This window comes from Mycobacterium sp. B14F4 (assembly GCF_039871645.1).
GTDB lineage: Bacteria > Actinomycetota > Actinomycetes > Mycobacteriales > Mycobacteriaceae > Mycobacterium.
Window position 1 is genome coordinate 454,910 of sequence record NZ_JBDPMF010000005.1, and the last position, 21,928, is coordinate 476,837.

The window sequence follows — 21,928 nt, forward strand, 5'->3', positions numbered from 1 at the left end:
ACGGCACGGTTAATTTCCGCCCAGCCGGGTAGTCCTTGCGTTACTCGAGGAGCGGAGCCGGTCGCGAACCTGCTGCGCTTCACCGGCCCTGATCCTCCGAAGTGAGGAGGCCAACATGCAAGCTCTCAATCGCCTGGTCGGCGTGGTACTCGGAATCCTGGGAGCCGTGCTCGGTGTCGTGCTGGGCATCGTCGCGGCGCTGGTGTGGCTGGTCGGGGCGGTGCTGTGCGTGACGATCCTGTTGATACCGCTCGGCATTCCGGTCATCAAGTTGGGATCCCGCCTCTTCAGCCTCGCCGGCGACATGATGCACATCGGAGGCTGACATGCGGATCCTGAGAGGACTGCTGGGCGCGCTGCTTTGGATAGTCGCCGCGCTGCTCGGGCTTGTCGGCCTTGTGCTCTGTGTGACGGTTATCCTGCTCCCCTTGGGGATTCCGCTCCTCGGGGTCGCGCGCCGGCTTCTGACGCGATCCGTACAACTGATGCTTCCGGCATCGTTGGCGCACCCCACCAACGAGGCGAGCAAGGTTGTGCGGAAGAAGGGCCATGCGGCCGAGGCCGCTACCGAGAGCACCGTCGGCGCCATCGGCAAGAAGACGCGCAAGTTCGCGCACGAGCAACGTAGATCCCTCGCGTAACCCTCGAGAAGGCTTCGAGGTTCGTCGTGAGCCGCCTTCCGGATGCGGCGCGGACGGATTTCAGCGAATATTTACGCGTCCGCTGAGCGGAATGTTTGTCGGGGTAAGTAGCTACGCGAACCGGAAACCGCCACTATCGTCGTGTGACCACTATCACATGTAACCGGTGGCTACCCCGCGGTGTTTGCGCATACTGACGAACGCGAAGAAATATGTTTTCACCAGCGATTTCTTATGGTTTGGCGGTCCGGTCCCCGGGTAGTGCTGCTCCTATACAGCGATTGCGGCCCCGGAGAGTGGGAGACGACCCGTCCGCTTGCGTCGGCTGTACCAAAACCAAACGACGAGTGGAAGGAAGGCGCCTCATGGCAAACGGAGCCAAAGTCGCGCTTGCTGTCGGAGCCGGCTACTTTCTGGGCAGGACGCGGAAGATGCGCATCGCCCTGATGTTGGCGGCGGCCGGCGTCACCGGCAAGTTCCCGCCTACGCCCGGCAGCCTCATGTCCCAAGGGCTCAAATCGCTGGGGGCCACCGAGCAGTTACACGACCTTTCCGAGCAGTTGCGTGGCGAGGTTCTGACGGCCGCGAAGGCGGCCACCCTCGCCGCCGCCACGAATCGGGTTGATGCGCTCAGCAATCGCCTCCAGGGCGTGGTGCCGACAGAAGACGTCGGCAGGGCCGCCGGGTCCGCCAGCCGTGGGCTGACGTCCGTTGCGGGACGTACCGGCCCGGCGAGCGACGGCGTCGTCGACGACGACTACGGCTACGGCGACGAAGAGCCGATGGACGTCGACGAAGCGGACCTCGACGAGGACGACTACGACGAGGCCGTCGACGAAGGGGATCTGGAAGACGACGACGTCGAGGACCAGGACGTCGACGACGAGGAGATCGAAGCCGAAGTCATCGACGACGAGGTTGCCGAAGAGACGCCACCCCGCCGCCGAGCATCGCGACGGGCCAGCACACCACGGGCCTCGGTACGCCGGTCAAGGGCGACGACCGCCGATCACAACGGTGAACCGCCGAAGGCGCCATCGCGTCGCGCACGGGCATCGACGGCCCAAAAGCGGGCCCCTGTGCGGCGAGGCAGGTGAGTGAAATGACAAGACAGGCAACGACCCAACGGAAAGACTCGACGCACGGAGCACCCCCTGCCAACGGTGCCAACCCGCTGCAGGAATCCCTGCAGCGATTGGCCGGATCCGTGACCGACCGTGCGGTGACCTCGGTGTCCGGGCGTCTCAGTGGGGCGTCCGGGCGGTTGACCGACTACGCGCAGAACGGCGGCGGAGGTCTGCTGTCCGCCGTCACCGGCGTCGACGATCTCACCTCGCCCGTCAAATCGGCTGTGCGGACCGGGGTTGGGCGCGCGAAGGGAAAGGTGACGGACTCGCTGAAGGGTGTCAAGGATTCGGTGAGCGAGGCGCTGGGCGGCAAGGGCGGCAAAGGGGGCGGCGAGAAGATCAAGGTCACCAACATCGTTGAGCAGATCGACGTCGGTGTGCCGATCGACGTCGCCTACCGGCAGTGGACTCAGTTCACCGACTTCCCGAAGTTCATGAAGAAGGTGGAACAGGTCGAGCAGATCTCCGACGAGAAGCTGCGCTGGAAGGCGCAGATCTTCCTGTCGCACCGCTCCTGGGAGTCGACGATCGTCGAGCAGGTCCCCAACGAACGCATTGTCTGGAAGTCGAAGGGCGACAAGGGATACATCGACGGCGCGATCACGTTTCACGAGCTCGCGCCCGACCTGACCCGGGTCGTCGTGGTTCTCGAGTACCACCCGCAGGGTCTCTTCGAGAAGACCGGCAATCTCTGGCGTGCCCAGGGCCGTCGAGTCCGACTCGAACTCAAGCACTTTCAGCGTCAGGTCATGACCGACACCCTCCTGCACGCCGGCGATGTGGAGGGGTGGCAGGGTGAGATCCGTGACGGTGAAGTCGTTTCGGACGGGGATGCTGAGGAGCCCGATGAGGACGACGAGGCGCCCGAGCCACCCAAGCGGCGGCGACGGAAAGCAGCCGCGGCCAGCGAGTCCGATGACGCCGAGTCCAGCCGATCCGGCACGGGGAGGCGTTCGGCTCGATCGCCGTCGCGTACCCCAACGGCTGGTCGATCGAAAGCGCCCCAGGCCGCTTCGGGCCGACGACGCTCACCGGCCAGGAAGACGGCACGCTGATGACCACGGCCATTCAGCCCGCGGGCGGCAGCGACGTCGGCGGCGGCGCTGGAAGCTCCAGCAGCGGCCTGGCCGACGTGATCGACACCATCCTCGACAAGGGCCTCGTCATCGATGCCTACGTGCGGGTTTCGCTCGTGGGCATCGAGTTGGTGACCATCGACGCGCGTGTGGTGGTCGCCAGTGTCGACACCTACCTGCGCTACGCCGAAGCGGTGAATCGGCTGGATATCGCGCAAGAGGATCCCAAGTCCGGCCTCACCGACATCGTCGGCGAGGTGACTGAAAGCGGCGCCAAGCACCAGACGAAGGGGGCCCTGGAGGCCGCCGGGGAGAAGCTCGGAGATCTACTTGGCGACGCGCAGACGCCGGCGCGGGAGCGGGCTCCGCGCCGCTCACGCCGAAGGGAGGAGTGATGGCAGCCGGTGACCGCCGCGGCGGCGTCGAAGAGGCGACCGCGGTCTACGTGTACGGAATCGTCCCCGCCGACGTCGAGGTGGAGCCGGAGGCCGAAGGCATCGGCAGGCCACCCGCAGCCGTCGAGGTGGTCCGGGAGGGAGACATCGCAGCACTGGTGAGTGTCATCTCCCCCGACGAGCCGCTGGGCAATCCGGAGTGCCTGCAAGCGCACGCCCGACTGCTCGATGGCACTGCATCGGTGGCGCCGGTGTTGCCGATGCGGTTCGGAGCCGTGATGACCGACAAGGAGGCGGTCGCCGACGAACTGCTCAGAGACAATCACGACGAGTTCGCCGCGGCGCTGCGTGCTCTTGAAGGTCATGCGGAATACATCGTGAAGGGGCGTTACGAGGAACGCGAGATCCTGCGCGAGGTGATCTCGGAAAGCCCTGAGGCACAGCAACTTCGCGAGCAGCTGGCCGGCATGTCGGAGGAGGCGTCCCGGCAACCGCGGATGGCGCTCGGAGAGCTCGTCGTCGACGCGATCGACGCGAAACGGGCCGCCGACACCGAAGCCGTGCTCAAACAGCTCAACGACGTCGCCAAGCAGGCCAATGTCCGCAAACCCACCCATGAGCTCGATGCGGTCAATGTCGCCGTGCTCGCGGAAGTCGACCACCAGGACGAACTGCAGGGCATCGTCGATGACATCGCCGAAACCTGGCGCGGCAGGGTCGCACTGCGCCTGCTGGGGCCGTTGGCGGCCTACGACTTCGTTGTCACCCACAGGTCGGAGGGCTGACCGTGGGCATCTTCTCATCGCTGTTTCTGTTGCCACTGGCTCCGGTTCGTGGCGTTGTTGCGCTCGGCGAGCTCATTCAGCGGCAGGTGGATCTCGAAGTGAACGATCCGGCACGGACGCGGCGCATGCTCGAAGACCTGGAGGAGGCCAGCAGTCGCGGGGAGGTTTCCCCCGAACAGGAACGTCAGGCACAGAAGGAGATCCTGAAAAGCAGGATCTCACCGGGCACGGCTGGCAACACACCGCATGAGGATGGGTGAGAGGAATGGCCCAACGTACGCGAACGCAATCACACGAGGACGGGCATACCGAAGAGGCGCCGCTCAACGCAAGAGACGCGGCGGCGACCGCGCGGGAGTGCATCGCGGAGTTGATCGGCCGTGACCCGGCCGCGATGACGTCGGTGGAACTGACCGACCAGGATGGCTGGGTCGTCGAATTCGAAGTGGTCGAGGATCGCAGGATTCCATCGTCGTCAGACGTCTTGGCGCTCTACGAAGTCGAACTCGACGCCGATGGTGAGCTCCTCGGCTTCCGCAGGACCAGCCGGTACCTGCGGGGCCAGACCCGAAACGGAGGTGGGGCGACGTGACGATCGGAGACGACAGTCTCGTGCCGCGTGGTCAGGGTGGGGCCCTGTCCAGCCCGCAGTCGACCAACCTCGGTGACATCCTGGAGCGGGTGCTCGACAAAGGCATCGTCATCGCCGGCGACATCCAGGTCAACCTTCTCGACATCGAGCTGCTGACCATCAAACTGCGGTTGGTCGTGGCCTCCCTCGACACCGCGAAGCAGGTCGGCATCGACTGGTGGGAGAACGATCCGTGGCTGACCGGCAAGAAGTCGCAACTCGAAGTCGAGAACGAACGGTTGCGGGCCCGCCTCGAGCGGCTCGAACAGGGCAACGGCGAACGCCCCGCGGTGACGGCGCGATCCAGGGAGTACGAGGATGAGCGCTGACGGAGTCTGGGTCTACGCGGTCCTCGGACGCAGCCGCGCCGCGGTCCGCGTCGCGGGCCTGCACGGCGTGGCGGACGAGCCGCTCCACGTCGTGACAGCCGGCGACCTGGCCGCCGTCGTCGGGGCGGTCAAGCTCGAGGAGTACGGTCAGGAGGCGTTGCGCCGCAACCTCGAAGACCTCGACTGGGTAGCGAGCAAGGCCCGGGCACACGATGCCGTCATCACCGCAGTCGCCAGATTCGGCTCCGCCATCCCGGTGCGGATGGCGACGGTATACCTCAACGACGCCCGGGTCCGCGAACTGTTGAACGATCGGCGCCCGGAGTTTCTGGCGACGCTGAGCCGACTCTCGGGACGTGCCGAGGTCGGGGTCAAGGTGTACGCCGATCCGAAGCGCTCGATCAGGCCGGACAGCGAGCCCACGGCCGCCGAAACTGGAACGGGCACCGCCTATCTGCTGCGCCGCCGCCAGCAACTCGCTTCGCGCGAGGAGGCATATCAAGCCGCTGCCGCCGAGGCCGAGCGCATCCACGGTGCCTTGATGCGCTATGCCGTCGATGGCAAGCGCAAGCCGCCGCCGGACCGCAGCCTCTCGGGTCGAGCCGAGATGATGGTGCTCAACGGCACATACCTGGTGGAGTCCGACGCGGTGGCGTTGTTCCGCGAAGCCGCTGCGGCGCTGGTGAACTCGACGGAGAACCTGACTTTGGAGACCACGGGACCGTGGCCGCCGTACTCGTTCGCGGGTGAATCGGTCGCGGGATGACCGAGGTACTGCCCGCGCAGGAGGATCGGCGGATCGCGCTGGTCGACCTGCTCGATCGGGTGCTGGCCGGCGGTGTGGTGATCAGCGGTGAGGTGGTCCTGTCGATCGCCGACGTCGACATGGTCGTGATCTCGCTGCGGGCCCTGGTGTCCTCCGTCGGCTCCTTGATGTCCGCCGAACAGGTGCCGGGAGATGGTCTTGACGGACTTTGAACCGCACAGTGAACCGCTCTCACCGCGGCAACGGATCAACTCCGATCCGGCCAATGTCGAGCGGGGTCTGGTCAGCCTGGTGCTGACGCTCGTCGAACTGCTGCGCCAGCTGATGGAACGCCAGGCGATCCGCCGGGTCGACGCCGGAGTGCTGACCGACGACCAGATCGAGCGCATCGGAACCACGCTGATGCTGCTGGAGGAGAAGATGGCCGAGCTGCGTGAGCATTTCGGACTCGAGCCGGAGGATCTCAACATCGACCTCGGGCCGTTGGGGCCGTTGCTCCCCACCGATCCGGGCTGACGCGACTACCGGCGCTGCAGACTGACCGGGTCCTGCCGCTGCAGCACATTGGGATCGTTGCACGCGCCGGGTCTCGGGGTGTAGCGCAGCGTCCCCGCCAGAGTCGCCGGGTCGAACGAATAGACCTGGTCACCCGGGCCGGTGGTTCCATCCGGACAGATCCACCCGTTGAAGACGTCGTTGCGGTCGACCGTCCACGGCCCGCCGGGGACTTTCTCGATCGCCGCGACGAGCCCGGTGGAGGTCGACACCGTGCCCCCGCACTTTCCCTCGGGATTGCACTGGGTGGTGATCGTCGACGTGTTGATGGTCGGGCCGTTGACGAAGGCGTAATCACCGTCGAGTGGCTCGTCCGCCCTTGCCGGGCCTGCCGATCCGACGGCGATGCCGGCGAACGCCAGCGCTGAGCAGCCGGCGACGGCCAACGCACGCGTGATCACCATCGAACTCCACCCTCATCCGACCCGAGTTAAGGAAGCATCACACGTCCGCGCGGTTGGGGCCACAAGACCGCCGATTGAGGAAGGTCAACCCAGTCCGGGCACGATATCGCCGAGCTTGAAAGCGACGGGCTGTTCGAGTTGTTCGTAGGTGCACGACCGCGGATCACGATCGGGCCGCCAGCGGCTGAACTGTGCGGTGTGGCGGAACCGCTCGCCCTCCATGTGGTCGTAGCGGACCTCGACGACGAGTTCGGGTCGCAGCGGCGTGAACGACAGGTCCTTGCCCGCGTTCCAGCGAGATCCTTCGTTGCGGCGCGGGGTGCGCTCACCGGCCGTGTGCGCGGCCCAGTTCCACGGATGCCCGTCGAAAGTGGTGACCAGGGGCTGAAGTTCGGTGAACAATTCGCGTCGTCGGGCCATCGGGAACGCGCCGATGACCCCGACCGACGCCAGCGTGCCATCGGTGGAGTACAACCCGAGCAGCAGCGATCCGACAGCATCGTGGCCGGATTTGTGCAGCCGGTAGCCGGCGACCACGCAGTCGGCCGTGCGCTCGTGCTTGATCTTGAACATCACACGCTTGTCCGGCTGATAGGTCAGCGACAACGGCTTGGCCAGCACGCCGTCCAGGCCGGCGCCCTCGAACTCGTCGAACCAGCGCCGCGCGGTGGCCAGGTCGGTGGTCGCGGGCGTGACATGCACCGAGGGGCCCGACGCGGACAGCGCCTCGACCAGCGCGGCGCGCCGCTCGCTGAACGGTCGCCCCGTGTAGTCCTCGTCGTCGAGCGCGAGCAGATCGAACGCGATGAACGACGCGGGCGTCCGCTCGGCCAGCATCCGCACCCGCGAGTCGGCCGGATGGATGCGCTGCTGCAGCGCCTCGAAGTCCAGCCCGTGGTCGGTGGCGATCACGATCTCACCGTCGACCACGCAGCGCTGCGGCATCTCGGCGACGACGGCGGCGACGAGTTCGGGGAAGTACCGGGTCAGCGGGCGTTCGTTGCGGCTGCCGAGTTCGACGTCGGCACCGTCGCGGAAGCAGATCGACCGGAAGCCGTCCCACTTGGGTTCGTACGACGCATCGGGCGGAATCGCCTTCACCGACTTGGCCAGCATCGGCGACACCGGCGGCATGACGGGCAGGCGCATGCGGGCCATTGTCCCAGCCGGGTCGAGCGGTCGGTCAGAACAGCCGCCGCATGACGGACAGGGCTCGTCTGCTCTGCGGTGGATAGACGAAGGTGGGGTCCGGTTTCGCCTTCTTGGCGAGCACGGCGCGTCGATGGCTGAGTGTCTCGAAGCCCCACCGGCCGTGGTAGGCGCCCATCCCGCTGGCGCCGACGCCGCCGAACGGCAGCTGGGGCGCCAGGCAGTGCATCGCCACGTGGTTGATCACGGCGCCGCCCGAGGGGATCCGGTCGATGAGGTCCCGGGCGAGTTGCGGGGACGAGGTGAAGACATAGAGGGCCAGTGGCTTGGCCTTCCTGTTGACGAAATCGACCGCGGCACCGAGCGAATCGACTCTCAGTACGGGCAGGATCGGGCCGAATATCTCGTCGGCCATCACCGGGTCGGTGTGCGGCGGGTCCACCACGACGGTCGGCTCCATTCGCAGGTTGGAACGGTCGAAGGTGCCACCCGCGGCGATGCGACCTCCGGTGCCGCTGATCAACGACGCCAACCGGTCGAATTGTCGCTCGTTGACGATTCGAACGCCCGTTTCCGCTTGCCGGAACTCGCGGAGGTATCCGACGATCTTGCCTACCAGCTCGTCGGCGATCGCGTGCTCGGCCAGGATGTAGTCCGGCGCGACGCACGTCTGCCCGGAGTTGAGCAGCTTGATCCATGCGATGCGCCGTGCCGTGACGTCGATGTCGGCGTCGGCGGCGACGATGACCGGGCTCTTGCCCCCGAGTTCGAGCGTCACCGGGGTCAGGGTCGCCGCGGCAGCCGCCATGACCTTGCGGCCGACCTCCGTCCCGCCGGTGAACAGCGCGTGGTCGAAGCCCTGGGAGAGTAGCTTCTGGGTCACCGCCGCGTCTCCCTGGACCACCCGAATCGCCTCGGAATCCACGTATTTCGGCAGCAGTTCGGCAAGCAGCGCCGAGCTGGCCGGGGCGAGTTCGGACGGTTTGATGACCGCGCAGTTGCCGGCGGCCACGGCCGCGACCAGCGGTGCCAGGCACAGGTAGAACGGATAGTTCCACGGCCCGATGATGAGAACGACGCCGAGCGGGTCGTACTGCACCCAACCGCGGCCGGGGCGTTGCGCCAGCGGCAGGGATACGCGGCGCCGACGCATCCATCGTCTCAGATGCCGCCGCGCGTAAACGGCCTCCGCGCGGGTCGAGGCGACGTCACCCAGCCACGCTTCGGCGGCCGGCCGACCCAGATCCGTCGCCAGCGCCGCCGCGATGGCCGGTTCGTGGTCGGCGACGAGGCGTTCGATGCCCCGCAGTTGCCGGCGCCGCCACTGCGGCGAGCGAGTACGTCCGGTCTCGAAGACCCGACGGGTCTCGGCGAGGACGCTTATTTCACTCGCCTGCCGAATGTCCTGAACGAGCACCATCAGTTCTCCCCTCAGTAGCGGATCAGACCGCGCAGGTTCAGGCCGTTGTGCATGTCCTCGTAGCCCTGGTTGATGTCTTCCAGGTCATATTCGCGAGTGACCAGCTCGTCGAGCTTGAGCGCCCCGCAGCGATACAAGTCGAGCAGCTTGGGGATGTCGTGACGTGGGTTCGACGATCCGAAAAGCGAACCGCGGACCTGCTTCTCGTAGAGAGTGAGGTCGAACAGCGACATGTCGACGGTGGTATCGGTCGGGTGCGGAATCGCGGTCATCACCACCCGGCCCCGCTTGCCCACCAGGCTCAGGGCCTGGGCGACGTAGGCGCCCTCGGCGCAGTCGGTCGTCACCACGCAGACGTCGGCCATCTGACCGTGGGTCAGATCGGTGACGAGGGCTTGCGCTTCGTCGATCGTCGCCGCGGTGTGGGTGGCGCCGAACTCCGATGATCTGGACCGCTTGTAGGACACCGGATCCAGCGCGACGATGTGGCGCGCCCCGGCGATACGGGCGCCCTGCACCGCGTTGATCCCGATGCCGCCGACGCCCATCACCACAACGGTGTCGCCGTCGCGGACCTCCCCGGTCCGCACGGCGCTGCCGTACCCGGTGGTAACGCCGCAGCCGACCAGCGCCGCCGTGTCCAGCGCGGTGTCCGCATCGACCTTGACCACCGAGGACGTCGGCACCACCGTGTACTCGGAAAACGTTCCGAGAACGCACATCTGGCTCAGGTCCTGGCCGCGGGCGTGGAAGCGGAAGGTGCCGTCGAGTTGGGGGCCGGCCACGATGGCGGCGCCCTGTACGCACAGGTTGCTCATGCCGCGGGCACACGGCACGCAGCGCCCGCACGCGGGGATGAAGCTCAGGACGACGGCGTCACCCTCGGCCACCTCGGTGACGCCTGGCCCCACCTCGACGACGGTCCCGGCCCCCTCATGGCCGCCGACGACCGGCAGTCGCATCGGCATGTCACCGGTGACGAGGTGGTCGTCGGAATGACACAGCCCGCTGGCGGTCAGCTTGACCATCACTTCTGCCTCTTTGGGACCGTCGAGATCGACCTCCTCGACCTCCCACTTCTGGTGCAGGCCCCACAGCACAGCGGCTTTCGTCTTCATCGGGGGGTGCTCCTCTCGGGGGTCCAGGTGGCCGGCAGGCTGTTGATGCCGTTGATGAAATTGGCGAGCGCGAAGTTGGGCTCGGGCGCCGAGATGTCCGGAATGCGGGTGTACACCTCGGTCAGCAGGGATTTCAGCATCGTGCGCGCCAGCGCGGCACCCAGGCAGAAGTGCGGGCCGCCGCCCCCGAAGGCAATGTGCGGGTTGGGGTTTCGGAGAATATTGAATGTGTGCGGATCGGAGAACACCTCCTCGTCGCGGTTGCCCGAGTAGTACCAGAGCACCACCTTGTCGCCGGCCTTGATCTCTGCGTCCCGCACGGTGACGTCGCGGGTGGCGGTGCGGCGCATGTGCAGCAGCGGTGAGGCCCACCGCAGCACTTCCTCGACCGCGCTCGACACCCGGCCGGGCACGTCCTCGACCAGCAACCGGCGCTGGTCGGGGAACGCCGATAGTGTCGCGATGGCGTGTGCCGAGGCGTGCCGGGTGGTGTCGTTGGCGGCCACTCCCATCAACACGAAGAACGCCCGCAATTCGTCGTCGGTCATCTTCTTGCCGTCGAACTCGGCCTGCACCATCCAGGTCAGCAGGTCGTCACCGGGGTTGGCCCGCCGCTGGGGAATCAACTCCGTGGCCACCGCATGGAGGTCCATGACGGCGCCCATGAACAACTCCAGCTCCGTCTGGTCGCCGCGAATCTGCGGGTCCGTCCAGCCCACCAGCCGCTGCGCTGCGGTGACCGCTTTGTCACGGAGTTCGCCTTCCGGCAGCCCGAAGAAGCTGCCGAAGATCCGGCCGGGCAACTTCACCGACACCAGCTGGACGAAGTCCCCCTCGCCCAGGTGTGCCATCTCGCTCACCAGGTCGTGGGCGTGGCCACGGATCCAGTCCTCCAGCCGGCGCACGTTCTTCGGCTTGAAGGCTTCCGTCGTGATGCCGCGCAGTTGGGTGTGCCGCGGTGCGTCCATCGCGATGAAGGACTGAGCGATTTCGACCGCCTCCGGGGCGAAGTCCTCCATGGTGATGCCCTGCGCCGAGGAGAAGATCTCCGGATGGCGGCTCGCGTATCGAATGTCGCCCATCTTCGTCAAGGACCAGAATCCCTTGGTGTTGAGTTCATCTGGCAGCAATGCCGACTCTGCCGGCCGGCTCCACGGAACCGGGTTCTCGGCGCGCAACGTGGCGAAGGCCTGATCGCGCTCTGCTGTCGGCCTCGCCCAGAACGATCGCGCGGACAGGTCGATGTCTTTGTGCGTGGTGGTCACCGCGGTGGTCATGAGTGGTCCTTCCGTTCGGCCTGCCGCGCATCGGTGCGGCCGTGAGCCCAATCACATGGTGCGAGCCAGGCGGCAGGCACGGCACCGCCGCGCGTGCCAAACCGTGGCCTCGGCGGGCCAACCCGGAAGAGCCGCGGGTCAGTCGATCGGGACGACGACGGTGGCCTCGAGCCCACCGCCGTCGCGAGGAGAGAACGTCAACCGGCCGCCCATCGCCTCGACGATCTGCTGCACGATCCACAGCCCGAGCCCGGCGGTTCCACGTTGCCCGCCCGCGCTGACGAACTTCGCCGTCAGTTCGCCCAGGCTTTCGTCGGGGAGACCGGGTCCGCGGTCCGAAACGGTGACCGTCAACTCGTCGCCGTGTCGTGCGCACGTCACGTCGACCGGCGCACCTCGCCCGTGCCGGGACGCGTTCTCCAGCAGATTGGTCAGTACGCGACGCATCCCCTGGGCGTTGATCACGACCGCGTGCACGTCGTCGCCGATCGTCAGCCGCAGTCGCGGCGGGTGCAGATCGACCGCATCCGCGGCTGCGGTGATCAACTCCGCGACGTCGACACGGCGCAGTCGGCCGGAGGAGAACGTGGGACGGCGGCTGAGCGCCACGTCGGCGAGCGCATCGAGCATGTCGCGCAGGTGACGGGCGTGGCGTTCGGCGAGCAGCAGGCCGGCTTCGCGATCGCTTTCCGACAGCCGCGTCGACGGATCGGTGAGCGCGCGGGCCAGCGCCTCCAATGACGCCACCGGCGTGCGGAATTCGTGCAGCAGAACCTGCAGACCGTCCTGTTGGGCTTCGTAGGACCGCAGCAGCCGGGCCCGGAGGTCGCGTTCCTCCTCGGCGACGGCGTGCTCGGCTTCCGCCTCGAAGATGGCCCGCAGGCGGGACTGCTGCTCGCGTTCGGCCAGCGCCGAGAGTCCCGCCCCCAGGACCGCGATGAACAGCAGGTACAACGCCCACCACACGCCCTGCAGCGTGCGCGACGGCGCGGGGACGGTGTCGGGTCCCGTGGTCAGCGCCACGACGATGTAGCAGGCGCCGAGAAGCACGGTGAACAACACTGTCTCGGCGACCGACAACCGGGCCGCGGATGCGATCACGGCCAGCACCAGGACGACGGCGACGGGGCTGTGCACGCCGCCGGTGAGGGCGATCAGCGCCAGGGTGAAGCCCGAGTCGACCGCCGTGAGCAGCCACGCGTAGCGGGTGCGCCGCACCTCCAGTCGAGGGTTCAACAACAGGGCGGCCGCGTAGAGCATCGCCGCGGCCAGCACCGCCGCCGTGACGGCGGTGTGCTCTCGGACCCAGTACGGGCCGGCGGCGAGCAGGACGGCGATCGAGGCCACCACCGCGGTGCGCACCGCGACGACGGTGCCCGCCAGCCCGTAGTCGTCGGCGCCGGGCGGGAGCGCCGAGCGGAGGCGATCCAGCGGTCCCACCTGCCCGACCATAGGGTTGGCGCTAGCATCCGGCAATGGCCGAAAAGCACTATGTCGTCGTGATCGTCGATGATCACGAGCTTTTCGCCCAGGGCCTGGCACTGCTGCTCAGCCGCGAGTGGGGCGAGTTGTTCACCGTCGGTGGCCAGACGACCTATGTCGAGGAAGCGGCCGAACTGGTCGCCAAGACGAACGCCGACCTGGCGATCATCGACCTGTCCATGCCGCCGCTGGGTGGCGTGGCCGCCATTCGCCACGTCAAGGCGCGCCACCCCGCGACGAGAATCCTCGCGCTGTCGGGAACCGAGGATCTGGGGCTGGCCGAGGAGGCGCTGCGCGCGGGCGCCGACGGGTTTCTTCGCAAGACGGCCCGACCCGAGGCGTTGGCGGGTCCGCTGTGGACGATCGCGGAGGGCCTGCGCGTCGTGGACGGCGCCGTGCTCGAAGCCCTTCTCGGCAGCACACGCAAACCGCCGGCGGCGTTGGCCGACTGCCTGTCTCCGCAGGATCTGCGGCTGTGGGGGCTGGTGGCCACGGGCATCTAAACCGTCGACATCGCCAAGCGGATGCTGGTCTCCGAGCGGACCGCCAAGCGCATGGTCGCGGCGCTGCTGCACAGACTCGGGGTCGGCAATCGCATCGCCGCGGCCGCGCTGGCCGGGCAGTACGGATTGCTCGACGACGCCGTGGATACCCCTCTTCCGCCGCGATAGCAGATCGGCCTGCGCAGGCCAGGACTGGCCTGTGCGGGCATTGGCCGCAGGCGTCGAGCGGCCGCAGAGTCGACGTCATGGACAGCACCATGGCCGACGTCGCGTTGAACGTGTCGGCGACACCTTCATGTGGAACAACCAGGAGCACCTCGAGGCCTACTTCGCCGTGCCATCGATGGGCGCGGTGCTGCACACACTGAACATTCGGCTGCCCGCCGAACAGCTGGTCTACATCGCAGATCAGGCTCAGGACGAGGTCATCCTCGTGGACGTGTCACTGGCGTCGGCCCTGGCGCCCGTCCTCGACGGCCTGCCCGAGGTGCACACCGTCGTCGCGGTCGGCGACGGGGACATCCACGCGCTGGTGCGCAGCGGCAAGATGGTCAGCCGGTACGAGGATTTCATCGCCGGTGAACCGACCACGTTCGCGTGGCCCGAGTTGGACGAAAAGGCAGCGGCGGCAATGTGTTACACCAGCGGCACCACCGGTGATCCGAAGGGTGTGGCGTACAGCCACCGGTCCATGTATCTGCATTCGATGGCGTCGTGCAGCGCCAACGGCCTGACGGTCGCCGACGGTGACCGCGTACTGCCGATCGTGCCGATGTTCCACGCCAACGCGTGGGGCTTGCCCTATACCGCCCTCATGGCCGGAGCGGATCTGGTCATACCCGACCGCTTCCTGCAGGCGCCCCACCTCATCGACATGATCGAGTCTGCGCGGCCCACGATCGCCGCTGCCGTGCCGACCATATGGAACGACGTCGCCGAGTGTCTGGCCGACGATCCCGGCCGCGACATCTCGAGCCTGCGATTGGTCGCCTGTGGTGGGTCAGCGGTACCACCGGCGATGATGAGGGATTTCGAGCACAAGTGCGGTGTCGCGATACGGCAGGCCTGGGGGATGACGGGGACCTCGCCGCTGGCGTCCCCCGTACCTCGGTCGGCAAGTTCGACAAGAAACTCGTGCGTAACCTTCACGCCGACAACGCTTTCGACTTCATCGAGTGTCACGACTGAAAACGTCAGTCGACGACGGTGAGTGCCTGCGCTGGGCACATCGCCGCGGCGCGGATGATCGCGTCTTCGTACTTCTCTGGCGGATTCGGGTTCAGCAACACCACCTGCTCGGCATCGTCGGGCAGGTCGAAGACATCGGGAGCGGCCAACAGGCATTGCCCGTGGCCCTCGCAGAGGGTGTAGTCGACGGTGATGTGCATGAGTGTCTCCAGGTCGATGTGTTCCTGAGAGCGATTCTTGCGCCGGTGGTCGACGGCGGGGCGGACCGCGCGCGCCAACACTGGCCCGGCCGTGCCACGACGGCGGCCGGCGTGCACGGCGGTCACCGCGACGGGGACAGCCAGTGGTAGCAGCACGAGTGCGAACACAGCTGTCGCCGCCAGGTATTCGGATGCGATGGTGCTGCTCCCATGTTGGTTGCGGACGTACGGAAAGGCCATCGACCGGGTAGTCCGGCTGAACGATGTCGCCAGTTATCGGGTGTGGACTCATGGTTATTCACCGTGGGCGCCTGAGTACCGGCCGCTCGGGCCATTTACTGGTCTGGCCGGGCCAGAGAACCGGAAAGCATCCGATGTTGGCGCAGCGCGGCATGTGAACTGAGCCGAGCGCCCCCCGCGTCCGTGCCGGAGACATCGACACCTCGGGCGCCGACGATGAGATTGCCCGATCTCGCCGGTCTAGGTGAGTATGGACACCGTGCCCTTCTCCGTAGACCTTCCGGTCATGCCGCCACTGGAGCCGATGCTGGCCAAGGCGCAGGACAAGGTGCCGCCGGAGGAGGGGGTGTGGTCCTACGAGCCGAAATGGGACGGCTACCGCGCGCTGGTCTTCCGTGACGGCGACGAGCTGGTGCTGCAGTCACGCAGCGGAAAGGACCTCGGCAGATACTTCCCCGAACTGCTCACCGCGTTGCGCGACGAGTTGGCACCGCGCTGCGTCCTCGACGGCGAGGTCGTGGTGCCCCGGGAGATCGGCGGCCGCGTCCGCCTGGACTGGGAGTCGCTAAGTCAACGCATCCACCCGGCCGCCAGCCGGATCACGCTGCTGGCCGAGCAAACCCCGGCGCACTTCATCGGCTTCGACGCGCTCGCCGTCGGCGATCGGTCGCTGCTCAAGGAACCCTTCCGCGTTCGTCGGCAGGTGCTGGCCGACGCCGTAACCGACCGCCTGTCAGTTCGGCAAGCACAGTGCCACGTCACGCGCACCACCGTGGACCCCGAACTCGGGGCCACGTGGCTCGACACGTTCGAGGGTGCGGGGCTGGACGGGGTGATCGCCAAGCGGCTCGATGGCCCGTACCTGCCGGGCAAACGGGAGATGGTCAAGGTCAAGCACGCGCGCGACGCCGACTGCGTGGCCATCGGTTACCGCATCCACAAGAGCGGCGAGGGCATCGGGTCGATCCTGCTGGGCTTGTACCGCGACGACGGTGAACTCCAGATGGTCGGTGGCGCAGCAGCTTTCACTGCCAAAGGTCGGGTCAAGCTGCTGGCCGAGCTCGAACCGCTGCGCGAGGGCGACGAGGTGCGCGAGGGCGACCCGAGTCGGTGGAACTCGGCCGCCGACAAACGTTGGATCCAGATTCGACCGGAGAAGGTCTGCGAGGTCGCCTACGACCAGATGGAGGGCAACACCGTGCACGGCCAACGCTTCCGCCATGCGGTCAAGTTCCGACGGTGGCGGCCCGACCGCGATCCGCGCAGCTGCACCTTCGACCAGCTCGACGTTCCGCTCAACTACGATCTCCACGACATTCTGGAAGAGCACTGATATGGCCGGGAAGAGCAGTGCCGCAGAGGAACTCGACGTCGATGGCGTCAAGGTCCGGCTGACCAACCCGGACAAGGTGTACTTTCCCAAGCTCGGCAAGAACGGCACCAAGCGCACGCTGGTCGAGTACTACCGCGCCGTCGGCTCCGGCCCGATGCTCGCTGCGCTCAAGGACCGTCCGACGCATCTGCAGCGCTTCCCCGACGGCATCGCGGGTGAGGAGATCTACCAGAAGCGCGTCCCGCAGAAGCACCCCGACTATCTCCAGACGTGCACGGTGACGTTTCCCTCGGGCCGCACCGCCGACGCGCTCAAGGTGACCCACCCGTCGGCGATCGTGTGGGCCGCGCAGATGGGCACTGTCACCCTGCACCCCTGGCAGGTCCGCTGCCCGGACACCGAGCACCCCGACGAGTTGCGCGTCGACCTCGACCCGCAACCCGGGACGGACTTCCAGGACGCCAGCGCAATCGCGGTCGACGTGCTCAAACCGTTGCTCGACGAGCTCGGCCTGGTCGGTTACCCCAAGACGTCGGGGGGTCGCGGCGTGCACGTCTTCCTGCGCATCAAGACCGATTGGGACTTCATCGCGGTCCGGCGCGCCGGCATCGCGCTGGCCCGTGAGGTCGAGCGTCGCGCGCCCGATGCGGTGACCACGTCGTGGTGGAAGGAGGAACGCGGCAAGCGGATCTTCATCGACTACAACCAGAACGCCCGCGACCGTACGTTCGCCTCGGCGTACTCGGTCCGCAAGACCCCGATCGCCACGGTGTCGACACCGTTGACGTGGGACGAACTCCGCCACGCCGATCCCGACGACTACATCATGGCTACGGTGCCCGATCTCGTTGCCGGACGGTCGGATCCGTGGGCCGAGATCGACGTGAAGGCGCAGTCGTTGCAACCGCTGCTCGATATGGTCGAAGCCGACGAGGAACGCGGACTCGGCGATCTGCCGTATCCGCCGAGCTATCCCAAGATGCCGGGCGAACCGCCGCGGGTGCAGCCGAGCAAGAAGGTCGCCGCCAACTGGGACGACCAGGGCAATCCCGTGAAGGGCTGACGCGCTGGAGCATCCCCGGTGCGTCGGAAGACCGGCGATGTGGGGCGCATCGATCCGGTACGGCGTTCTCTGTGGCTACAGTTGCGGGTGAACCAGGCGGAAGGATGGCAATGCCTCAAGGAGCGGACAGCGAAATCGACGTAGTGGCACCGAAACTGGCCGGCGGTGAGACGTTGCCGTTCGCACCCACCCCCTCGGCGAGCATCGCGGGCCGCACGCTGCAGGAATCGACGTACGCTCAGCGGGTTGTCCCCCGACGTCTGCACGAGGACTCACCCAACATCGTGATCGTGTTGATCGACGACGCCGGACCGGGTTTGCCGAGCACGTTCGGGGGTGAGGTCCGCACCGACACCATGGACCGCGTCTGCGCCGACGGTGTCGTCTACAACCGGTTCCACACGACGGCCATGTGCTCGCCCACCCGGGCGTCGTTGTTGACGGGTCTCAACCATCACGAGATCGGCAACGGCCAGATCGCCGAGCTCGCCAACGACTGGGACGGGTATGCGGGCAAGATACCGCGCAGCAGCGCGACGGTGGCCGAGGTACTGAAACAGTACGGCTACGCCACGTCGGCGTTCGGTAAGTGGCACAACACGCCCGCCGAAGAGACGACGGCTGCGGGTCCGTTCGAAAACTGGCCTACAGGACTGGGATTCGAGTACTTCTACGGATTTCTCGCCGGTGAAGCATCACAGTACGAGCCGCACCTGGTCCGCAACACCACCGTCGTCGCGCCACCCAGGACACCCGATGAGGGGTACCACCTCTCCGAAGATCTGGCCGACGACGCCGTCGCGTGGTTGCGTAGGCACAAGGCGTTCAACGCCGACAAACCGTTCTTCATGTACTGGGCCAGCGGTTGCCTGCACGGTCCGCACCACATCATGAAGGAGTGGGCCGACAAGTACGCAGGCAAATTCGACGACGGTTGGGACGCCTACCGGGAAAGAGTGGTCGAACGCGCCAAGGACAGGAGTTGGATTCCGCAGGACTGCAACCTGACCGAACGTGACGAATCGCTGGCATCGTGGGAGAGCATCCCGGACGACGAGAAGCCGTTCCAACGACGGCTGATGGAGGTGGCGGCCGGGTACGCAGAGCACGTCGACGTCCAGGTCGGTCGTCTCGCCGACGAACTCGACGCGCTCGGATACGGTGATAACACCCTGTTCTTCTACATCTGGGGTGACAACGGCTCCTCCGGCGAAGGCCAGAACGGCACCATCGCAGAACTGCTGGCGCAGAATGGGATTCCCACGACGGTACGCCAGCACATCGACGCCCTCGACGAACTCGGCGGTCTGGACGTACTCGGCTCCCCGCTGGTCGACAACCAGTACCACGCGGCGTGGGCGTGGGCGGGCAGTACGCCCTACAAGGGCATGAAGTTGCTGGCCTCGCATCTCGGCGGGACCCGCAACCCCATGGCGGTCAAGTGGCCCGACAGGATCCAGTCCGACACCAGGCCCCGTGACGTCTTCCTGCACTGCAACGACATCGTGCCGACCATCTACGACGTCGTCGGCATCCAACCACCGTTGGTGGTCGACGGCACGCCACAGATCCCGATCGCCGGCGCCAGTTTCGCGCGTACCTTCACCGACCGGTCCGCGCCCGGCGGCAAGGAGACGCAGTACTTCGAAATCATGGGGAGTCGGGCGATCTACCACGACGGGTGGATGGCCAGTGCGCGCGGACCTCGATTGCCCTGGGTGCCGGGCCAGCCCGCGGGGATCGAGACGTGGACACCCGACGGTGACACCTGGGAGCTGTACCACCTCGACGAAGACTGGTCGCAGGCAAACGATCTCGCCGACCGACATCCCGACAAGCTCGCTCAGATGCGCGAGATGTTCGCCATCGAGGCTGCCCGCAACTCGGTGTTACCCATCGGCGGTGGGCTCTGGGTGCCCGTCTACCATCCGGAACTGCGCATCGCGCCGCCGTACCGGGAATGGGAGTTCTCCGGTGACACCGTCCGGATGCCCGAATTCTGCGCCCCGGCCCTGGGAAACAAGAACAACACCGTCACCGCCGACGTGGAACTGCCCGAGAACGCGAACGGGGTGCTGTACGCACTCGGGGCGGCCGCCGGCGGACTGACCTGCTATCTGGACGACGGCTACCTGTGCTACGAGTACAACCTGTTCATTCTGCAGCGCACCAAGATTCGCTCGGCGGCGAGACTGTCGCCCGGGGCGACGACGATCACCGTCGAGACACGCTATGCCGAGCAGCGTCCAGCAGGTCCTCTTGACATCGCTCTGCGGGTCGGCGACGAGACCGTCGCCACCGGCCAGGTCCCGGTCAGTGCGCCGCTGCTGTTCACGGCGAACGATTGTCTGGACATCGGGACGTGCCTGGGCTCGCCGGTGTCCCTCGACTACCGCGAGCGCGCCCCGTTCCCATTCGAAGGTCAGATCCGGCGCGTCCGCGTCGCCTATACCTGAGATCGGCAGGCCGGTGCAGGGCCGGCATAGGGGATGCAGGAGGGGCACCCGCCGGATCCGGCCAACGCCATGCCCGCGAAATCCTGCGCGTCGGGGCGGGCAGAGGGTTACCTAGTCGCATGCGCGTTTCGTCGACAGTACGCAGGTGGTCCGCCGGGTTGGCGCTGTTCGCGATGCTCGCCGGCGCCGTCGGCGTCGCGGCGGTGATGATCTTCGGCAGCATGAACTCCCAGCAGACGCCACAGGCGGCGACGCCGCGCACGACCCTGGCCCCGCCCACGCCCAAGATGCCGACGCCGGTCGAGTTCGCCGTAAGCGTCGTCGTCACCGACACTCAGTGCCCCCCGGATGCGCCGGCCTGCACGTACACCTACACGATCGAGCCCAAATACGTTGGGTTGCATCCCTTACCGGATACGCCGTTCACCGTGGTGTACGAGGTCGTCGGCGGCAACGTGCCTCAGAAGGGCGAGTTCACGGTGCACAACGACCAGGCCAAGATCTTGAAGGACGTCGTCGTCGAAGGGCCGCCCGCGGCACAGCTGCAAGCCAACGTGCTGGACGTGACCGATGCTCCGGCTCCGCCGCCCCCACCACCCGGTCCCCCGCCGGCGGGGCCGTAATCGGAGCGCGGCTAGCCGGCCGGGACGACGCCGCGGGCCTGAGGCAGGGGCAGGTCGTTGTAGGTGGCGATGCCGGGGGCCGCCGCGACGACGGCGGGGATCGCGTGGATCGGCGGCATCGCGGTCATGATGTGGCCCAGCACGAAGAAGTCCTCGATCGTCTTGGCGTTCTCGATCATGTCCGCGGGGGGCAGGAAGCCGACCGCCATGTTGACCGTCGGCCGCCCGTCGATGGTGATCTTCCAGCCGTCGCCGTCGAGCTGCCAGTCGGGTTCGAGCGTCTGGCCCTTCTTCCACCGGACGTTGATGTCGATGACGGTCCTGCCGTCGACGACGCCCTGCCAGCTGGCGTACACGCCCGCGACGTGACCGGCCGGGATCGTCCACGATGCCATCTCGAGATCCTCTGTGGTCTGGGCGTATTCGGACACACACTTGATCTCGTCGAGCGCGACGCCCATCGCCTCGGCGACCAGGCGCACGGCCTCGGCGAACACCGCGGTGCCGTTCTCGGCCATCGGACCCAGGTTCGGATCGTCGATCGCGGTGCCGAACCCGACGGGACGCTCGGTATCGGGGGAGTCGTAGAGCGTGGTGTCGGCGGACTCGGCGATCGTCACCTTGTCGACGCGGTCGCATGCGGTGGCGGCCACGATGGCGAGCAGTTCGGCGAAGCCGGGGCTGACGCCGGAGCCGAAGAGCGTCGAACTGCCTCTGCGACAAGCGTCTTCGAGCCTGTCGCGGCCGTCGCCCAGATTGTGGCCGGTGATGAAGGATGCCGATGCGACGACGTTCACGCCGGCCTCGAGGATCCGGACGAGCTCGTCGACGTCGATCCACATCGGGTTGTAGACGACGACATCGGGCTTCAGGGCGAGCAGCGCGTCGACGTCGTTGGTCGCCGTGACGCCGAGCGGTGTGATACCGGCGAGTTCGCCGGCGTCCTTGCCGACCTTGTCCTGCGACCAGGCGAAGAGGCCGACGAGTTCGTAGTTCGGGTTCTTGGCGATCGCCTCGACCGAACTCTTGCCGACATTGCCGGTGGTCCACTGGACGACGCGATAAGGGGTGTTGGGCACGCGCACAGGATAGGGCCGCCGGGTCCTCGTGCGTAGCGTTTTTTACCGACTGGCGAAAAATCTTGGGCCTGCCCCTTAGGCTGCCGGA

The 21,928-nt window shown here is 66.9% G+C and carries 26 protein-coding genes and 1 pseudogene; 19 read left to right on the plus strand and 8 right to left on the minus strand.

Annotated features, from left to right (window positions below; translation table 11 throughout):
• Nucleotides 1–115: 115 nt before the first annotated feature.
• The 12 genes from ABGB19_RS17220 to ABGB19_RS17275 all read left to right on the plus strand — a co-directional run bounded on the left by ABGB19_RS17220 (nucleotide 116) and on the right by ABGB19_RS17275 (nucleotide 6,266).
• Nucleotides 116–325, plus strand: coding sequence for a hypothetical protein (locus ABGB19_RS17220; protein WP_347687162.1), 210 nt, complete (start codon nucleotides 116–118; stop codon nucleotides 323–325).
• 1 nt (nucleotide 326) lies between these two features.
• The gene (locus tag ABGB19_RS17225) at nucleotides 327–641 is read left to right on the plus strand and encodes a hypothetical protein (protein ID WP_347687163.1); all 315 of its coding nucleotides are present in this window, start codon (nucleotides 327–329) and stop codon (nucleotides 639–641) included.
• A 365-nt stretch (nucleotides 642–1,006) separates the two neighbouring features.
• Nucleotides 1,007–1,738 (plus strand): hypothetical protein, encoded by a 732-nt coding sequence (locus ABGB19_RS17230; RefSeq protein WP_347687164.1) that lies wholly within the window; start codon nucleotides 1,007–1,009, stop codon nucleotides 1,736–1,738.
• Between the two features lie 5 nt (nucleotides 1,739–1,743).
• The gene (locus ABGB19_RS17235) at nucleotides 1,744–2,823 is read left to right on the plus strand and encodes an SRPBCC family protein (RefSeq protein WP_347687165.1); all 1,080 of its coding nucleotides are present in this window, start codon (nucleotides 1,744–1,746) and stop codon (nucleotides 2,821–2,823) included.
• Nucleotides 2,823–3,239, plus strand: a complete 417-nt coding sequence (gene gvpJ / locus ABGB19_RS17240; RefSeq protein ID WP_347687166.1) for a gas vesicle protein GvpJ — start codon at nucleotides 2,823–2,825, stop codon at nucleotides 3,237–3,239. The genes ABGB19_RS17235 and gvpJ overlap by 1 nt, the downstream gene beginning before the upstream one ends.
• Nucleotides 3,239–4,024 carry a GvpL/GvpF family gas vesicle protein gene (locus ABGB19_RS17245; protein ID WP_347687167.1) on the plus strand — a complete coding sequence of 262 codons (786 nt, stop codon included), beginning with the start codon at nucleotides 3,239–3,241 and terminating at the stop codon, nucleotides 4,022–4,024. The genes gvpJ and ABGB19_RS17245 overlap by 1 nt, the downstream gene beginning before the upstream one ends.
• A gap of 2 nt (nucleotides 4,025–4,026) precedes the next feature.
• Nucleotides 4,027–4,284 carry a gas vesicle protein G gene (locus ABGB19_RS17250; protein WP_347687168.1) on the plus strand — a complete coding sequence of 86 codons (258 nt, stop codon included), beginning with the start codon at nucleotides 4,027–4,029 and terminating at the stop codon, nucleotides 4,282–4,284.
• A 5-nt stretch (nucleotides 4,285–4,289) separates the two neighbouring features.
• Nucleotides 4,290–4,616: a gas vesicle protein gene (locus ABGB19_RS17255; RefSeq protein WP_347687169.1), complete on the plus strand. Its 327-nt coding sequence runs from the start codon at nucleotides 4,290–4,292 to the stop codon at nucleotides 4,614–4,616.
• On the plus strand, nucleotides 4,613–4,984 hold the full coding sequence (locus ABGB19_RS17260) for a gas vesicle protein (RefSeq protein ID WP_347687170.1): 372 nt from the start codon (nucleotides 4,613–4,615) through the stop codon (nucleotides 4,982–4,984). The genes ABGB19_RS17255 and ABGB19_RS17260 overlap by 4 nt, the downstream gene beginning before the upstream one ends.
• A complete protein-coding gene (locus ABGB19_RS17265; protein WP_347687171.1) occupies nucleotides 4,974–5,750 on the plus strand; it encodes a GvpL/GvpF family gas vesicle protein in 777 nt (258 codons plus the stop codon). The genes ABGB19_RS17260 and ABGB19_RS17265 overlap by 11 nt, the downstream gene beginning before the upstream one ends.
• On the plus strand, nucleotides 5,747–5,962 hold the full coding sequence (locus tag ABGB19_RS17270) for a gas vesicle protein (protein ID WP_347687172.1): 216 nt from the start codon (nucleotides 5,747–5,749) through the stop codon (nucleotides 5,960–5,962). Before ABGB19_RS17265 ends, ABGB19_RS17270 begins: the two co-directional genes overlap by 4 nt.
• The gene (locus ABGB19_RS17275; protein WP_347687173.1) at nucleotides 5,943–6,266 is read left to right on the plus strand and encodes a gas vesicle protein K; all 324 of its coding nucleotides are present in this window, start codon (nucleotides 5,943–5,945) and stop codon (nucleotides 6,264–6,266) included. The genes ABGB19_RS17270 and ABGB19_RS17275 overlap by 20 nt, the downstream gene beginning before the upstream one ends.
• A 5-nt stretch (nucleotides 6,267–6,271) precedes the next feature.
• On the opposite strand, the gene ABGB19_RS17280 is transcribed toward ABGB19_RS17275, so the two are convergent.
• The 6 genes from ABGB19_RS17280 to ABGB19_RS17305 all read right to left on the minus strand — a co-directional run bounded on the left by ABGB19_RS17280 (nucleotide 6,272) and on the right by ABGB19_RS17305 (nucleotide 13,113).
• Entirely contained in the window at nucleotides 6,272–6,709 is a 438-nt protein-coding gene (locus tag ABGB19_RS17280) for a hypothetical protein (protein ID WP_347687174.1), read from the minus strand.
• Nucleotides 6,710–6,793: 84 nt separating this feature from the next.
• A complete protein-coding gene (locus ABGB19_RS17285; protein ID WP_347687175.1) occupies nucleotides 6,794–7,858 on the minus strand; it encodes an ATP-dependent DNA ligase in 1,065 nt (354 codons plus the stop codon).
• Between the two features lie 34 nt (nucleotides 7,859–7,892).
• Nucleotides 7,893–9,278 (minus strand): aldehyde dehydrogenase family protein, encoded by a 1,386-nt coding sequence (locus tag ABGB19_RS17290; RefSeq protein WP_347687176.1) that lies wholly within the window; start codon nucleotides 9,276–9,278, stop codon nucleotides 7,893–7,895.
• Nucleotides 9,279–9,289: 11 nt separating this feature from the next.
• Nucleotides 9,290–10,396 carry an NDMA-dependent alcohol dehydrogenase gene (locus ABGB19_RS17295; RefSeq protein WP_347687177.1) on the minus strand — a complete coding sequence of 369 codons (1,107 nt, stop codon included), beginning with the start codon at nucleotides 10,394–10,396 and terminating at the stop codon, nucleotides 9,290–9,292.
• Nucleotides 10,393–11,673: a cytochrome P450 gene (locus ABGB19_RS17300; protein ID WP_347687178.1), complete on the minus strand. Its 1,281-nt coding sequence runs from the start codon at nucleotides 11,671–11,673 to the stop codon at nucleotides 10,393–10,395. Before ABGB19_RS17300 ends, ABGB19_RS17295 begins: the two co-directional genes overlap by 4 nt.
• 138 nt (nucleotides 11,674–11,811) lie before the next feature.
• Nucleotides 11,812–13,113: a HAMP domain-containing sensor histidine kinase gene (locus tag ABGB19_RS17305; protein WP_347687179.1), complete on the minus strand. Its 1,302-nt coding sequence runs from the start codon at nucleotides 13,111–13,113 to the stop codon at nucleotides 11,812–11,814.
• Between the two features lie 35 nt (nucleotides 13,114–13,148).
• On the opposite strand from ABGB19_RS17305, the gene ABGB19_RS17310 reads away from it, so the two are divergent.
• The 3 genes and pseudogenes from ABGB19_RS17310 to ABGB19_RS17320 all read left to right on the plus strand — a co-directional run.
• The gene (locus tag ABGB19_RS17310; RefSeq protein WP_347687180.1) at nucleotides 13,149–13,658 is read left to right on the plus strand and encodes a response regulator transcription factor; all 510 of its coding nucleotides are present in this window, start codon (nucleotides 13,149–13,151) and stop codon (nucleotides 13,656–13,658) included.
• A 21-nt stretch (nucleotides 13,659–13,679) separates the two neighbouring features.
• Nucleotides 13,680–13,826 carry a hypothetical protein gene (locus tag ABGB19_RS17315; protein WP_347687181.1) on the plus strand — a complete coding sequence of 49 codons (147 nt, stop codon included), beginning with the start codon at nucleotides 13,680–13,682 and terminating at the stop codon, nucleotides 13,824–13,826.
• A 121-nt stretch (nucleotides 13,827–13,947) separates the two neighbouring features.
• A pseudogene (locus ABGB19_RS17320) lies at nucleotides 13,948–14,766 on the plus strand (AMP-binding protein); the annotation flags it as partial.
• An 85-nt stretch (nucleotides 14,767–14,851) separates the two neighbouring features.
• On the opposite strand, the gene ABGB19_RS17325 reads toward ABGB19_RS17320, so the two are convergent.
• Nucleotides 14,852–15,286, minus strand: coding sequence for a ferredoxin (locus ABGB19_RS17325; protein ID WP_347687182.1), 435 nt, complete (start codon nucleotides 15,284–15,286; stop codon nucleotides 14,852–14,854).
• A 250-nt stretch (nucleotides 15,287–15,536) separates the two neighbouring features.
• On the opposite strand from ABGB19_RS17325, the gene ABGB19_RS17330 reads away from it, so the two are divergent.
• The 4 genes from ABGB19_RS17330 (at nucleotide 15,537) to ABGB19_RS17345 (ending at nucleotide 20,761) form a co-directional block, all read left to right on the plus strand.
• Entirely contained in the window at nucleotides 15,537–16,619 is a 1,083-nt protein-coding gene (locus ABGB19_RS17330) for an ATP-dependent DNA ligase (protein ID WP_347687183.1), read from the plus strand.
• 1 nt (nucleotide 16,620) lies between these two features.
• Nucleotides 16,621–17,682 (plus strand): non-homologous end-joining DNA ligase, encoded by a 1,062-nt coding sequence (gene ligD, locus ABGB19_RS17335; RefSeq protein ID WP_347687184.1) that lies wholly within the window; start codon nucleotides 16,621–16,623, stop codon nucleotides 17,680–17,682.
• 110 nt (nucleotides 17,683–17,792) lie between these two features.
• Nucleotides 17,793–20,138, plus strand: a complete 2,346-nt coding sequence (locus ABGB19_RS17340; protein ID WP_347687185.1) for an arylsulfatase — start codon at nucleotides 17,793–17,795, stop codon at nucleotides 20,136–20,138.
• A gap of 119 nt (nucleotides 20,139–20,257) precedes the next feature.
• Nucleotides 20,258–20,761, plus strand: coding sequence for a hypothetical protein (locus ABGB19_RS17345; protein ID WP_347687186.1), 504 nt, complete (start codon nucleotides 20,258–20,260; stop codon nucleotides 20,759–20,761).
• 11 nt (nucleotides 20,762–20,772) lie between these two features.
• Here the strand turns inward: ABGB19_RS17345 and ABGB19_RS17350 are convergent, their stop codons facing one another.
• On the minus strand, nucleotides 20,773–21,840 hold the full coding sequence (locus tag ABGB19_RS17350) for a dihydrodipicolinate reductase (protein ID WP_347687187.1): 1,068 nt from the start codon (nucleotides 21,838–21,840) through the stop codon (nucleotides 20,773–20,775).
• Nucleotides 21,841–21,928: the final 88 nt, after the last annotated feature.